This is a genomic window from Colwellia sp. MB3u-55, from assembly GCF_014076785.1.
Classification (GTDB): domain Bacteria; phylum Pseudomonadota; class Gammaproteobacteria; order Enterobacterales; family Alteromonadaceae; genus Colwellia_A.
On sequence record NZ_JACGUS010000122.1, the window covers coordinates 504,691 to 518,161 of the forward strand.

The window sequence follows — 13,471 nt, forward strand, 5'->3', positions numbered from 1 at the left end:
GCTATTTTTTAACAATGGCATGTAAAAAAACCGCCTTTTGGGCACTTTTTTACCAAGATCTGATTATTTCTCTTTGTTTTTGCTTCGCAACCAGCGACAATTTACGCTCTTAATATAGGAGCCCTTAATGTTATTACAGATTCTAATTTTACTTGTTTCACTTGTTACTCTGGTATGGAGTGCTGATAAATTTGTTTTTGGTGCCTCATCATTAGCAAGAAATTTTGGTATCTCACCGATGATTATTGGTTTAACTATTGTTGCCATGGGTTCATCTGCTCCAGAAATGATGATTGCAGCGACAGCATCTTTAGACGGTAACAATAATACAGCTATCGGTAACGCAATCGGTTCAAACATTACTAACATTGCTTTGGTACTCGGTATAACAGCATTATTTCAACCTTTAAACGTTTCCTCATCAACGGTAAGACGAGAAATTCCATTAATTTTAATTGTTACCGCCCTAGCCTATTGGATGCTTTCTGACGATTACTTTGGCTTTAACGAAGGCTTATCACTGATGATCGGCTTTTTTGTTTATATATTTGCGTTACTTTTTATCACCATAAGAGCCTCTAAAACTCGGCCAATTGATGATCCATTGATCATTGAAGCAGAACAAGAAGTGCCAGACGCGGTTAGCAAACCTAAATCTTTACTTTGGCTAGTCGTTGGTATTATTTTCTTACCTATGAGTGCTAGCTACCTGGTCGATTCATCCGTTTTTATTGCTAAAGCATTTGGCATCAGTGACTTAGTGATTGGTTTGACCGTTATTGCCGTTGGCACAAGCTTGCCAGAACTTGCGGCAAGTATTATGAGTATTATCAAGAAAGAAGATGATTTAGCGCTAGGGAGTATTATTGGCTCTAATATCTTTAATATTTTAGCCGTACTCTCGCTCGCTGGCTTAATTGCACCGGGCGAAGTAGATTCAGATGCCGCAGCACGTGACGCTCCTTACATGCTTGGCGTTACCGTATTATTATTTATACTGTGTTTTACTCGTCGTGCCGGAAAGTTTTGCATTGGCCGCTTAAAAGGTTTGTTATTAATAGGCGCTTTTATCGCTTATCAAGCGCTACTTTTTAGTCAAATAAAGCAATAACAAACACTATAATAGCAATTTACAAAATAAAAACGGGCTAATAATGAACGATTTTAAACAGCTAGCGTTAGACGTTATTCACATAGAACAACAGGCTATTGCAGAGTTAGCCCAGTACATTGATGAGAACTTTGAATATGCCTGTCAGTTAATGTTTAACTGTAAAGGTAGGGTTATTATTGCTGGCATGGGCAAGTCAGGCCATATCGGTGGCAAGATTGCTGCAACGCTGGCGAGCACCGGTACACCTTCTTTTTTTGTTCACCCTGGTGAAGCAAGTCACGGTGATTTAGGTATGATTACCGGTGATGACGTCGTGTTAACTATTTCGCACTCGGGCGAAACCAGTGAAGTGTTAGCAATAGTGCCAGTCATAAAACGTATTGGCGCTAAACTTATTGCGATGACGGGGAATCCAGCCTCAACCTTAGCAAAACTAGGCGATACCCATGTCTGTGTTGCTGTTTCACAAGAGGCTTGTCCACTAGGATTAGCGCCAACATCAAGTACCACAGCAACCCTAGTAATGGGTGATGCACTCGCTGTTGCCTTATTAAATGCTCGCGGCTTTACCGCTGACGACTTCGCACTCTCTCATCCCGGTGGTAGTTTAGGAAAACGCCTATTACTACGTCTTAGCGATATAATGCATAGTGGTGAGCGCTTACCAACTGTAAATGCTAATGCTAAAATTAAGGATGCGTTGGTTGAAGTATCGTTAAAAGGTTTGGGGATGACGGCGGTAGTCGACGAGAGTGGTCAATTACAAGGCTTATTCACTGACGGAGATTTACGTCGTATTCTTGATGAACGTATTGATATACATCTCGATACTATTGCATCAGTGATGACAAAAAATCCCACTGTGGCTCATCAAGATATGCTAGCCGCCGAAGGCTTAAAGATCATGGAAGACAAAAAAATTAATGGTTTAATTATTGTTAATGACAATAATATACCTATTGGCGCAATGAATATGCACGACTTACTAAAATCAGGTCTTATCTAATATGCAAACACTCTATGGCGAAATTACTGACACAGCATTCAATACCATGAAAACAATAAAGCTACTGATATGTGATATTGATGGCGTTTTTTCTGATGGCCGTATTTATTTGGGTAACGATGGTGAAGAATTAAAAGCTTTTCACACTAAAGATGGCTACGGCATAAAAGCATTAGGCGCCAGCGGTGTCGATGTAGCGGTGATCACCGGGAGAACATCAAATATTGTCGCAACACGTATGTCAGCCTTAAATGTTAAATATATAGTGCAAGGTGAAGAAAATAAATTACCCGCCTTGAAAACGATGGCTAAGCAATTAAAGTTATCCCTCGAGGAAATTGCTTATATTGGTGATGATATGCCTGATTATGAGTGTATCAAAGCCGTAGGCTTGGGTATTGCTGTTCAAGATGCCCACCCAAGTATTTTATCTATCGCAAATTACACCACTTTTAACCATGGCGGTTTTGGTGCTGTTCGAGAAATATGCGATTTAATCATGCTTAGCCAAAACACCTTAGCAAATGCTTCGGGTGCGAGTATATGAATCGACTTTATAGTTTAACTTTGTTGTTTTTTCTAATTGCGGGAGGCGTTTACGGTATAATTGAATGGAGAAATTCCTCAGCACCACAATTACAAGCGATTGATAAGACGCTGACCCCTGATTTTATTGCCGAAAATTTACACAGTAATGTTTATAAACATCAAGGAAGTTTAGCTTATGTTGTTGATGCCCATCGTATGGAACATTACCCTGAGTTAAGTATTACCAACTTTGAGTTTCCTCAATACACACTTCATCCAAAAAATGATGCGCCCGCATGGAAAATATCTGCCAATGAAGGCATATTATACAATAACAACCGGGTGAAATTAGAAAAGCATGTCCGCCTGTTAGCAACAGATCCCGATAGCTTATTACAAGAAGTTCAAGGAAAATACTTTGAACTTGATCTAAAAACTAACATCATAAGTTCAGAACAAGAAATTAAAATTATCGGTAAAGGATTTACCATCGATGGTAAAGGTTTAATTGTCGACTTAAACACCAACCAAATGACACTAACTAAACATGTGAAATCAATTTATGAAATTGTTAAAAAATAGCCTACTGTGCTTATTGTTATCAACTCCGCTATTTTCGTCAGCTTTCGCTGAAAAATTTGATATAAAACAAAAGATTGAAATTAACGCTTCAAGACAAGCCGTTGATCTTAAAAATAAAATATTCAGCTATATTGATAACGTGGTGATCACTCAAGGTTCATTAGTTATACGTGCTGATTTAGTACAAGTGCTGACTCAATCAGGCAGTGAAGAAAAAACCTACATCGCTAAAGGGAAGCCAGCAACCTTTAAACAAACCTTAGCCGATGGCACTCCACTTAGCTTACAAGCCGACGAAATAAGATATGAGCCTGCAAATAATTTAGTGATCATTTCAGGAAATGCGCTATTACAGCAAGAAGGCAGTGAAGTTAGTGGCAGTAGAATTACTTACAATATTGCCACTCAGTATGTTAATGCTGAAAGTAAATCTAACGAACGCACTAAAACGATTTTTCAGCCAAAAGAAAAAATTAAAGCGACAACCACAGACGCGAAAACTCAGGAAAAAATTAATTTATGAGCACTAGCACCCTAATGGCAAAAGGCCTTGCCAAAGCCTATAAAGGCAGAAAAGTGGTTAAAAATGTCAGTATGCAAGTTTCAGCAGGACAAATAGTCGGTTTACTGGGCCCAAATGGTGCCGGAAAAACAACTTCTTTTTATATGATCGTTGGTTTGGTTGAAAGTGATAGTGGCGATATTATTTTAAATGACGAAAACCTGACGTTAGCGCCTATGCATGAGCGTGCTAGAAAAGGCATCGGATATTTACCACAAGAAGCCTCTATTTTTCGAAAACTCAGTGTTTACGATAATATTATGGCTATTTTACAAACACGAAAAGAATTATCAGATGCTGAACGTGAAGAAAAATTAGAACATCTTGTTGAAGAATTCAACATAGGTCATATCAAAGATAATTTAGGCATGAGCTTATCGGGTGGTGAACGCCGCCGAGTAGAAATTGCCCGCGCTTTAGCTGCTGAACCAAAATTTATTTTATTAGATGAACCTTTTGCTGGTGTTGACCCAATTTCAGTAGGTGATATTAAAAAAATTATTCTACACTTAAAAGAACGTGGCATTGGTGTGTTGGTCACTGATCACAATGTACGTGAAACTCTCGATGTATGTGAACATGCGTATATTGTTAGTCATGGTGAACTTATTGCAGAAGGTACTGCAGATCAAATTCTTGCAAATCAACATGTAAGAGATGTATACCTTGGTGAACAATTCACGCTATAGTAGTCAGTAAGTGAATAATATCTTCGTATGAAAAAAACGAAAATATCCCATTAAAAATAATAGGAAGTTAATGACCTAAATGCGCCCTACTCTACAACTCCGCATAGGACAACAATTAACCATGACGCCACAATTGCAGCAAGCAATCAAATTGCTGCAACTGTCTACGTTAGAGCTTCAACAAGAAATTCAAGAAGCCTTAGAAAGCAATCCATTATTAGAAATGGATGAGTCTTCAAATAATCCCGAAGATAAAAGTACTGACAACCTTGAAGAAGCTCACACTGCCGGTACTGGTGATGTTAAAGAAGCCCCAGCTTCTGATGGTAGCGAAGACGCTACGCCTACCATTGATGAAATCACCACTACTGAAGCCATGGACAAAAACGATATCCCTGAAGAATTAAACATGGATACCACTTGGGATGATAACTACACAGCTGGTGCAGCAAGTTCAAGTTCAGGCCCCTCTTCAGAAGATTATACTTACCAAGGCGAGACCCAAGACTCTATTCAAGATCATTTGCGCTGGCAAATGGAATTAAGCCCTTTTACCGAAACAGACCGCACTATAGCGACAGCAATTATTGATGCGGTTGATGACGCCGGTTACTTAACGGTATCTAGTGAAGACATTTTAGAGAGTGTTGCCATTGAAGGAGTAGAGCTTGATGAAATAGAGGTGGTACTAAAACGTATTAACCTCTTTGATCCTGTCGGCGTCGCTGCTCGTTCAATTTCAGAATGTTTAATCATTCAACTTAATCAATTTGACCCAGCTACACCTTGGCTAGCAGAAAGTAAGTTAGTTTTGCGTGACCATATTAATCTGCTGGGTAGCCGAGACTATCGTACATTAATGCGTAAAACTCGACTGAAAGAAGACCAACTGCGCGAAGTGGTACGTCTTATTCAATCACTTGACCCTAGACCCGGCGATAGTGTGATGAAGAGTGACGACCAGTACGTTATTCCTGATGTGTCTGTTGAAAAGAAAAATGGCCGTTGGGTGGTCGAATTAAACCCTGATACTGCGCCAAAACTTTCGGTGAATCAGCAATATGCTTCGATGTCACGTTCGATGAAGTCGACAGCGGACACACAATTTATTCGCTCAAATTTACAAGAAGCTAAATGGTTTATTAAAAGCTTAGAAAGCCGTAATGATACTTTATTAAAAGTGTCAAACTGTATTGTGCAACGTCAAATTGGCTTTTTTGAACATGGTAATGAAGCCATGCGTCCAATGGTTTTAAATGATATTGCCGAAGCTGTCGATATGCATGAATCAACCATTTCACGAGTGACAACACAAAAGTACATGCATACGCCACGTGGAATTTTCGAACTGAAGTTTTTCTTCTCAAGCCATGTTGGCACCGAAAGCGGTGGCGAATGCTCATCAACAGCTATTCGTGCACTAATCAAAAAATTTGTTGCTGCCGAAATCCCAGCAAAACCACTTAGTGATAGTAAAATGGCTGATTTATTAGCCGACCAAGGGATAAATGTAGCTCGACGTACCATAGCAAAATATCGAGAGTCACTTTCTATTCCACCTTCTAACCAACGAAAAAGTTTACTTTAACGAAAAGATGAGGAATTAAGCTTATGCAAATTAATCTTTCTGGCCACCATGTTGACATTACCGAAGCTTTACGAGAAAACGTCACGACTAAGATGACAAAATTAAGCCGACATTTTGATCATATCAATAATGTACATGTTGTTCTCACCGTTGAAAAATCAAATCAAATTGCTGAAGCGACTGTTCACGTTAGTGGCTCTGATTTACATGCAAAAGCTGAAAATGCTGACATGTATGCCTCTATTGATAGTCTTGTTGTTAAGCTTGACCGGCAAATATTAAAGTACAAAGGTAAAACGAATCAGCATTAATGCTGTTTATCGCCTGTTCACTCACCAAAGAATCTAAGTAGTATAATGAAGTTGCAAGATATCCTTACCCTTGATTGCACCCTGTGTGCAATTAAGGGTACAAGCAAAAAAAAACTCCTTGAAATAATTAGCACAACTGCGGCAAAAAAATTCGACAATATTGATACTCATCAATTATTCGAAAGCTTAATGGCGCGTGAAAAAGTTGGATCTACCGGTATAGGAAATGGCATTGCGATTCCTCATGGTCGATTAACTAACACGTCACAAGTTATTGCTGTATTGCTGACCAGTGAACAAGCCGTTGAATTTGATGCGATAGACAACCGTGCTGTCGATATTATTATTGCGTTATTTGTACCCGAAGAAAACTGCCAACAACATTTAGATACCTTACAAAGTATTGCGCAAATATTTAGTACTAAACAATTCGCAAAGCAAATAAGAAAATGCAAAGATTCGCAAGAGCTTTTTACTATAATAAAGCATGCTCAACGTTAATAAAATCTAATAATAACCCAGGAAAACTCAAATGAAACTCTTGATAGTCAGTGGTCGCTCAGGGTCAGGTAAAAGTGTCGCCTTACGTGTACTCGAAGATTTAGGCTACTACTGTGTCGATAATATTCCGGTAAATTTATTGCCTGCATTAGCACATACCGTTATTAATGATTACGACAAAGTAGCGGTTAGTTTAGATGTACGTAACTTACCCAATGACCCTAATGATGTTTCAGAGATATTAGATTATCTGCCAAAAACGGTAAAACTCGATATCCTGTATTTAGATGCCGATGACTCTGATCTTATTCGACGTTTTAGTGAAACGCGTCGTTTGCATCCTTTAATTAAACAAAATATTCCACTCGACCAAGCCATCTCTTTAGAGAAAAAGCTGCTTGAGCCTATTTCGACGCGTGCGGGTTTGTATATTAATACCAGCCAGTTATCACCTCATCAATTATCTGATTTAGTGCGTGAGCGAATTTTGGGCAAAACCTCGGCATCTATGGTGGTGGTGTTTGAATCTTTTGGCTTTAAACACGGTGTACCACAAGACGCAGATTATGTTTTTGATGCACGTTTTCTACCTAACCCTTTTTGGGAAACAGACTTAAAAGGTTTTACTGGTTTAGATCAACCCGTGCGAGACTTTCTTGCTAGCCAACCGATTGTCACTAAATTTATCTGGCAAATTAACAGTTTTATGATGACGTGGTTACCCCACTTAGAAAGAAACAATCGCAGCTATATTACTATCGCTATTGGTTGTACAGGTGGAAAACACCGTTCAGTTTATATTGCGGAAATATTAGCAAACAATCTCAGAAAAGAACGCGAAGATGTTCAATCTCATCATCGCGACATTAAAATACAAAGCACTTAATAACGGTCACTTTATGCCAAAATATAATAAATCATTAACCATTAGCAATAAACTGGGATTACACGCACGTGCTGCCACTAAACTTGCCCAGTTAAGCCAAAAGCTTAATGCTAACGTTACTATTTGCTTAGAGGGCAAAGAAGCTGATGCCAGCAGTATTATGGGGTTAATGTTACTGGCCGGTGGCTTTGGGAAAACCGTAGAGGTTATTACCCAAGGAGAAGATGCTCAACAAGCACTTAACGATGTATGCCAGTTATTTTCTGATAAATTTGATGAAGACGAATGATAAAAAGACTGAATAAAAAATAAAGTTACGTTATCATTCATTACAACACCTTAGCCAGTGCATCTTGACTAAGATATAGACAATATAATTTTCGTATTACTGCGGCACAGGAAAACTTTATGCCGGAAATATCAGAGCAACAACAAAATCATCAACGCCTGCAACAAGTCAATGAAGCACTTGGTAGCGGTATGTTTGTGCACGTTCGAAAATTACTACAGAACATGCCAGCCTATGATATTGCTTTAATATTAGAGTCATCTCACTCGAAAAGTCGTGCCGTTTTATGGCAACTTATCGACGCAGATAATCACGGTGAAGTACTTGAAGAACTCAATGAGGAAGTTCGAAAAGGTATTTTAAAAACTATCCGCCCTGAAAAATTAGCCGCCGTTGCTGAAGGTATGGATGTTGATGATTTAGCTGAAGTTTTACGTACTCTACCCGATAGTGTTTATCAAGAAGTATTAAGTGCTATGGATTCGCAAGACCGAGGTCGAGTCGAAGCCGCGTTGTCATTTGAAGAAGATACTGCTGGCGGTATCATGAACACTGATACCATAACAATTCGTCCCGATGTAACGGTTGATGTGGTATTGCGCTATTTACGCTTACGAGGTGATTTACCTGAAGCGACCGATTCTTTTTATGTGGTCGATGGTAAAAATCACTTTATTGGCGCCGTTTCTCTAGCGGCGATAATTACCGCCAAACCTGAAATTATCGTCTCAACACTCATTGATAAAGATATTGAAGCAATTCAAGTGCATTTGTCTGATAGTGACGTAGCACAACTCTTTGAAAAATTTGATTGGTTCTCTGCACCAGTGATTGATGATGAAGGTCGTTTGCTTGGTCGTATCACGATAGACGATGTTATCGATATTATTCGTGAAGATGCCGAACATTCGATGATGAGTATGGCGGGTTTAGATGGGGAAGCTGATACCTTTGCTCCGGTTTTAAAAAGCACACAACAACGCTCTATTTGGCTTGGCGTTAATCTCATTACCGCACTACTGGCTGTTGCTGTATCGAGTATGTTCGAAGGTGTTTTAAGCCAACTGGCTATTTTAGCTATTTTAAATTCTTTAGTGCCTAGTATGGGTGGTGTTGCCGGTAACCAAACCTTAACACTGGTTGTTCGCGCCATTGCACTAGGCCATGTTGGCGACTCGAATGCGAGAATACTCATTCAAAAAGAACTTGCTGTTGGTTTTCTGAATGGCGTTATCTGGGCGGTATTAATTGCCGGTGTTGTGGCTATTTGGCAACAAAATTTAATGCTTGGTGGCGTAATAGCCTTTGCAATGTTAATGAATTTAACCGCTGCTGGTATCGCTGGTGTCGCTATCCCGCTGTTTTTAAAACGAATGAATATTGACCCTGCTCTCGCTGGTAGTGTGATATTAACAACGATTACCGATGTGGTTGGAATATTCGCTTTCTTAGGAACTGCAACTTTATTCCTAACCTAACCTCACCTAAACTAGATATGGGCTTATTGAGATCTTGATAGCTTTTCAAGATCTCATTGTTGGTCTGCTGGTTTTAGTAATCAAATGTACCTTGTTAAAATAGCAGGGTGTGATTAATTACCGCCAACCTGCATCTCTTCAATTAACAATGAACCCGTTAAAATACTGCCTCGTAAATCAACATCACTACCGACTGCTACTAAGCCTTTAAAGATATCAGATAAATTACCTGCAATGGTAACTTCTGATACCGGGTAAGCAATTTCGCCGTTTTCAACCCAGAAACCGGCAGCGCCACGTGAATAATCGCCATTGACTACATTAACGCCTTGTCCCATTAATTCAGTGACAAGAAAGCCAGTACCAAGTTTTTTCAACATGGCATTAAAATCACCACCATTGGCAGAACCTTTGGCGTTAATTTTCCAATTATGAATACCACCGGCATGACCAGTAGATTTAAGCCCTAGTTTACGTGCTGAGTAACTGGTTAATAGATAGGTCTCTAAACAACCATCGACAATAATTTCACGGTCAACCGTTTTTATGCCTTCACTGTCGAAAGCACTACTCGCCAAGCCCTTTAAAATATGAGGGCGTTCACTGATGTTTAAAAAGTCAGGAAAAACTTGTTTACCAATAGCGTCCATTAAAAAAGATGATTTACGGTATAAATTACCACCGCTGATCGCCGCAATAAAATGTCCAAAAATTGAATTAGCAATATCGGCACGAAACATCACCGGTACTTTTCCTGTCGGTAATTTTTGAGCATTTAATCTCGATAGCGCTTCTTTTGATGCTTGCACACCAATAGCAACGCCATTATCCATTAAGTCAAAATCACGATTAACGGTGTAAGCATAATCTCTTTGCATATCATCACCTTCAGAGGCGATCATTACACAGCTTAAACTATGGCGAGAGCTCGGATAGCCAACAATTTGCCCATTGGTATTACCATACACTTTATAGCCTTCAAAGCTATCAAGTGAGGCACCATCTGAGTTAGTAATACGAGGGTCATACGCTAGCGCACTGTCTTCACATTCTTTGGCGAGTTGAATAGCTTGGTCTGTTGTTAAAACTTTTGGGTGATATAAGTCTAAATCAGCAGGCGACATTTCAAGCATGTCCTTGTCTGCTAATCCTGAACAGTCGTCAACAGAGGTATACTTTGCAATATTAACCGCCGCTTGTACTGTTTGCTTTAAAGCCGCTTCTGATAAATCTGCGGTTGAAGCACTCCCTTTACGACCTTGCTGGTAAACAGTAATACCCAATGCACCGTCATTAGTAAACTCAACCGTTTCCACTTCACCAAACCGCGTACCAACACTTAACCCTTGTTGGCGGCTTATAGAAGCTTCAGCTGCATCTGCTCCTAGCGATTTTGCTAAGTCGAGTACTTGTGCTACACGTTGCTCAACGTCTCTTAATTGTTCGTTCATCGATTGTTTAGCGTTCATCGTTTCAGTCATAATTTATTGTTTTCTTCTATAAATGCAGGAAATTGGAGAATATGCGCTGTATACCATAAGCACTTACGAGTATAATAGCGATAATTATCACTTTAATAACGAATATTATGCCCGACTCTGCTAACGATATCGATGAATTAGATGAAGAATTAAAAAGTAAATCAGAAGTAAAGCGCGAAATGATCCAGTTACAAATCTTTGGACAGTCGCTTATTGATTTATCTAAGCATCAGCGCAGTAAAATTCCTTTTACTGAGGAGATTAAGGACGCCTTAATTTTAGCTGATAAAATTAAAAACAAACATGAAGCATTACGTCGCCATGTTCGCCACTTGGCAAGAATATTATCAGAATCTGATTTAGAGCCAATTAAACATGCTCTTGATGTTATGGCAAATAAGCATCAACAAGAAACAGCTAAGTTTGTTAAACTTGAAAAGATGCGCGATGACGCTATTGATGAAGGTAATGACTTTGTAGAAGCTTTACTGAACGAGCATGAGTCGATGGAAAGACAAAAGCTACGTCAATTAGTACGACAAGCGGCAAAAGAGAAAAAAGCAGAAAAGCTTGGCAAGTATTACAAAGAGCTATTTGATTATCTAAAACTTCATACCAGACAGATAAACTAGTCGTTTATCTATAAAAAAACCTGCATCAGCAGGTTTTTTTAATACTAAATTTTATTCATTGCTAAATTATAATAAACCTAAATAGCCAAAATGCACTGGCTACTTATTAAAACGCTTATTGAAAATAGCGCAGTAGATAATCGTTAAAAGTGCTTATTTACTTGCACGCGATACGTATTCACCTGTACGCGTATCCACTTTAACTGTCTCACCAATTTGAATAAATAGCGGTACACGAATAACCGCACCGGTATGTAACGTTGCTGGTTTTCCACCCGTACCGGCAGTATCACCTTTTAATCCTGGGTCTGTTTCTGTAACATCTAGATCAACAAAATTAGGGGTTGTTACTGTGATAGGTGAACCATTCCATAAAGTAATGGTACAAAGATCGCCTTCTTTTAACCATTTAATACAATCTACAACTGCTTTTTCATCAGCGGCAATTTGCTCAAAGGTATCATTATTCATAAAATGCCAGAATTCACCGTCAGCATACAAGTAAGCTAGCTCGGTTTCCATTACATCAGCGCCTTCGCAAGACTCGCCTGATTTAAAGGTTTTTTCTAAGACTTTATTAGAAATAAGTTTACGAATTTTTACCCGGCTAAAGGCTTGGCCTTTACCTGGTTTTACTAATTCGTTTTCTAAAATGTTACATGGTTCGCCGTCAATCATTAATTTAAGGCCAGCCTTAAATTGGTTTGTACTAAAATTAGCCATATGAATGTTCTCTTATACTCAAACAAATAACGCAGAGATTTAAATTGAAATTACAAATGCCGCAGATAATACCCCAAATAAGCGAACAATTGCACATTTCTTGGCAAAAAGAGTTAAGTAATGTCGTTACAGATCCGAAAAAGCTTTTAGATATGCTAGAAATTGACAGCCAAGATTATCTGCAACACTTTTCCGCACGTAAGTTATTTCCGGTCCGTGTACCTCGACCTTTTATTACAAGAATGAAAAAAGGCGACTTTAACGATCCGCTGCTTAAACAGGTTATGCCACTCTCTGATGAGTTTGTTATCTCTGATGGCTATTCAATGGATCCACTAGAAGAACACGACACGGTTGCCGAAGGTTTATTGCATAAATATAAGCACCGAGTATTGATGATAATAAAGTCAGGTTGTGCGGTTAATTGCCGTTATTGTTTTCGTCGCCACTTTCCTTATGATGAAAACAGTCCCAATAAAGTTCGCTGGCAGCCAGCACTCAAATATATTGCCGATCATCCTGAAATTAATGAAGTGATTTTTAGTGGTGGCGATCCTTTAATGGCAAGTGATGATCATCTACAGTGGCTTATTGAACAACTTGAGCCGATTAAACATTTGACACGCTTGCGTATTCATACGCGTTTACCCATTGTTATCCCACAGCGCATAACAACATCATTAGTGAACATTTTGTCTGAAAGTCGATTAAAGGCAACCATGGTTTTACATATTAATCACCCTAATGAAATCGATGATGAAGTAAAGCAAGCACTCGAAAAACTACGTGTGGCAAGAATTCCTTTGTTTAATCAAAGCGTATTATTAAAAGGAGTGAATGATGATGCCAAACTCTTATGTCAACTCAGTGAAACTTTATTTGATAGTGGTATTCAACCTTATTACTTACATATGTTTGATCCCGTACAAGGGGTTGCTCACTTTGATATTTGTGAAGAGGAGGCAAAAATAATTGTCCAAAAAATGATGGCGATATTACCTGGCTTTTTAATGCCAAAATTAGTACGAGAAATTGCGGGAGAAGCTAACAAAACGCCCATCAATTTGGCATAATAGCGATATATCAAAACAATCGTCAATA

16 protein-coding genes are annotated in these 13,471 nt (G+C 38.9%); 14 read left to right on the forward strand and 2 right to left on the reverse strand.

Going from position 1 to position 13,471, the window contains the following annotated elements; all coding sequences use genetic code 11:
- Positions 1–127: 127 nt before the first annotated feature.
- From H4J66_RS18460 to mgtE, 12 genes are all read left to right on the forward strand, one after another.
- On the forward strand, positions 128–1,111 hold the full coding sequence (locus H4J66_RS18460) for a calcium/sodium antiporter (protein WP_182176370.1): 984 nt from the start codon (positions 128–130) through the stop codon (positions 1,109–1,111).
- A 43-nt stretch (positions 1,112–1,154) separates the two neighbouring features.
- Positions 1,155–2,120: a KpsF/GutQ family sugar-phosphate isomerase gene (locus H4J66_RS18465; protein ID WP_182176371.1), complete on the forward strand. Its 966-nt coding sequence runs from the start codon at positions 1,155–1,157 to the stop codon at positions 2,118–2,120.
- A gap of 1 nt (position 2,121) precedes the next feature.
- On the forward strand, positions 2,122–2,667 hold the full coding sequence (kdsC, locus tag H4J66_RS18470) for a 3-deoxy-manno-octulosonate-8-phosphatase KdsC (protein ID WP_182176372.1): 546 nt from the start codon (positions 2,122–2,124) through the stop codon (positions 2,665–2,667).
- Positions 2,664–3,230: an LPS export ABC transporter periplasmic protein LptC gene (gene lptC / locus H4J66_RS18475; RefSeq protein WP_182176373.1), complete on the forward strand. Its 567-nt coding sequence runs from the start codon at positions 2,664–2,666 to the stop codon at positions 3,228–3,230. The genes kdsC and lptC overlap by 4 nt, the downstream gene beginning before the upstream one ends.
- Positions 3,211–3,753: a lipopolysaccharide transport periplasmic protein LptA gene (lptA, locus tag H4J66_RS18480; protein WP_070374881.1), complete on the forward strand. Its 543-nt coding sequence runs from the start codon at positions 3,211–3,213 to the stop codon at positions 3,751–3,753. Before lptC ends, lptA begins: the two co-directional genes overlap by 20 nt.
- Positions 3,750–4,481 (forward strand): LPS export ABC transporter ATP-binding protein, encoded by a 732-nt coding sequence (gene lptB / locus H4J66_RS18485; RefSeq protein WP_182176374.1) that lies wholly within the window; start codon positions 3,750–3,752, stop codon positions 4,479–4,481. The genes lptA and lptB overlap by 4 nt, the downstream gene beginning before the upstream one ends.
- Positions 4,482–4,560: 79 nt before the next feature.
- Positions 4,561–6,069 (forward strand): RNA polymerase factor sigma-54, encoded by a 1,509-nt coding sequence (locus H4J66_RS18490; protein ID WP_182176375.1) that lies wholly within the window; start codon positions 4,561–4,563, stop codon positions 6,067–6,069.
- A gap of 23 nt (positions 6,070–6,092) precedes the next feature.
- A complete protein-coding gene (gene hpf, locus H4J66_RS18495) occupies positions 6,093–6,380 on the forward strand; it encodes a ribosome hibernation-promoting factor, HPF/YfiA family (RefSeq protein WP_182176376.1) in 288 nt (95 codons plus the stop codon).
- Positions 6,381–6,425: 45 nt separating this feature from the next.
- Entirely contained in the window at positions 6,426–6,881 is a 456-nt protein-coding gene (gene ptsN, locus H4J66_RS18500; RefSeq protein ID WP_182176377.1) for a PTS IIA-like nitrogen regulatory protein PtsN, read from the forward strand.
- A gap of 31 nt (positions 6,882–6,912) precedes the next feature.
- Positions 6,913–7,767, forward strand: coding sequence for an RNase adapter RapZ (gene rapZ, locus H4J66_RS18505; RefSeq protein ID WP_182176378.1), 855 nt, complete (start codon positions 6,913–6,915; stop codon positions 7,765–7,767).
- 13 nt (positions 7,768–7,780) lie between these two features.
- Complete coding sequence (locus H4J66_RS18510) at positions 7,781–8,056, forward strand: HPr family phosphocarrier protein (protein WP_070374887.1); 276 nt, start codon at positions 7,781–7,783, stop codon at positions 8,054–8,056.
- Between the two features lie 119 nt (positions 8,057–8,175).
- Positions 8,176–9,534, forward strand: a complete 1,359-nt coding sequence (mgtE, locus tag H4J66_RS18515; protein ID WP_070374888.1) for a magnesium transporter — start codon at positions 8,176–8,178, stop codon at positions 9,532–9,534.
- Between the two features lie 113 nt (positions 9,535–9,647).
- Here the strand turns inward: mgtE and pmbA are convergent, their stop codons facing one another.
- Positions 9,648–11,015 (reverse strand): metalloprotease PmbA, encoded by a 1,368-nt coding sequence (gene pmbA / locus H4J66_RS18520; protein WP_404842765.1) that lies wholly within the window; start codon positions 11,013–11,015, stop codon positions 9,648–9,650.
- Positions 11,016–11,122: 107 nt separating this feature from the next.
- Here pmbA and yjgA point away from each other — a divergent pair, with 107 nt between their 5' ends.
- Positions 11,123–11,647 carry a ribosome biogenesis factor YjgA gene (gene yjgA / locus H4J66_RS18525; RefSeq protein WP_182176379.1) on the forward strand — a complete coding sequence of 175 codons (525 nt, stop codon included), beginning with the start codon at positions 11,123–11,125 and terminating at the stop codon, positions 11,645–11,647.
- A 153-nt stretch (positions 11,648–11,800) separates the two neighbouring features.
- Here the strand turns inward: yjgA and efp are convergent, their stop codons facing one another.
- Entirely contained in the window at positions 11,801–12,370 is a 570-nt protein-coding gene (gene efp, locus H4J66_RS18530) for an elongation factor P (protein ID WP_070374890.1), read from the reverse strand.
- A gap of 56 nt (positions 12,371–12,426) precedes the next feature.
- On the opposite strand from efp, the gene epmB reads away from it, so the two are divergent.
- The gene (gene epmB / locus H4J66_RS18535; RefSeq protein ID WP_182176380.1) at positions 12,427–13,443 is read left to right on the forward strand and encodes an EF-P beta-lysylation protein EpmB; all 1,017 of its coding nucleotides are present in this window, start codon (positions 12,427–12,429) and stop codon (positions 13,441–13,443) included.
- The last annotated feature ends 28 nt before the right edge of the window (positions 13,444–13,471 follow it).

Excerpts from the sequence above, each read along its gene's own strand:
- efp (WP_070374890.1), bottom strand. The coding sequence starts at position 12,370 with ATGGCTAATTTTAGTACAAACCAATTTAAGGCTGGCCTTAAATTAATG.
- epmB (WP_182176380.1), top strand. The coding sequence starts at position 12,427 with ATGCCGCAGATAATACCCCAAATAAGCGAACAATTGCACATTTCTTGG.
- H4J66_RS18465 (WP_182176371.1), top strand. The coding sequence starts at position 1,155 with ATGAACGATTTTAAACAGCTAGCGTTAGACGTTATTCACATAGAACAA.
- ptsN (WP_182176377.1), top strand. The coding sequence starts at position 6,426 with ATGAAGTTGCAAGATATCCTTACCCTTGATTGCACCCTGTGTGCAATT.
- mgtE (WP_070374888.1), top strand. The coding sequence starts at position 8,176 with ATGCCGGAAATATCAGAGCAACAACAAAATCATCAACGCCTGCAACAA.
- lptC (WP_182176373.1), top strand. The coding sequence starts at position 2,664 with ATGAATCGACTTTATAGTTTAACTTTGTTGTTTTTTCTAATTGCGGGA.
- lptA (WP_070374881.1), top strand. The coding sequence starts at position 3,211 with ATGAAATTGTTAAAAAATAGCCTACTGTGCTTATTGTTATCAACTCCG.
- H4J66_RS18490 (WP_182176375.1), top strand. The coding sequence starts at position 4,561 with ATGCGCCCTACTCTACAACTCCGCATAGGACAACAATTAACCATGACG.
- H4J66_RS18510 (WP_070374887.1), top strand. The coding sequence starts at position 7,781 with ATGCCAAAATATAATAAATCATTAACCATTAGCAATAAACTGGGATTA.
- hpf (WP_182176376.1), top strand. The coding sequence starts at position 6,093 with ATGCAAATTAATCTTTCTGGCCACCATGTTGACATTACCGAAGCTTTA.
- pmbA (WP_404842765.1), bottom strand. The coding sequence starts at position 11,015 with ATGACTGAAACGATGAACGCTAAACAATCGATGAACGAACAATTAAGA.
- rapZ (WP_182176378.1), top strand. The coding sequence starts at position 6,913 with ATGAAACTCTTGATAGTCAGTGGTCGCTCAGGGTCAGGTAAAAGTGTC.
- H4J66_RS18460 (WP_182176370.1), top strand. The coding sequence starts at position 128 with ATGTTATTACAGATTCTAATTTTACTTGTTTCACTTGTTACTCTGGTA.
- lptB (WP_182176374.1), top strand. The coding sequence starts at position 3,750 with ATGAGCACTAGCACCCTAATGGCAAAAGGCCTTGCCAAAGCCTATAAA.
- yjgA (WP_182176379.1), top strand. The coding sequence starts at position 11,123 with ATGCCCGACTCTGCTAACGATATCGATGAATTAGATGAAGAATTAAAA.
- kdsC (WP_182176372.1), top strand. The coding sequence starts at position 2,122 with ATGCAAACACTCTATGGCGAAATTACTGACACAGCATTCAATACCATG.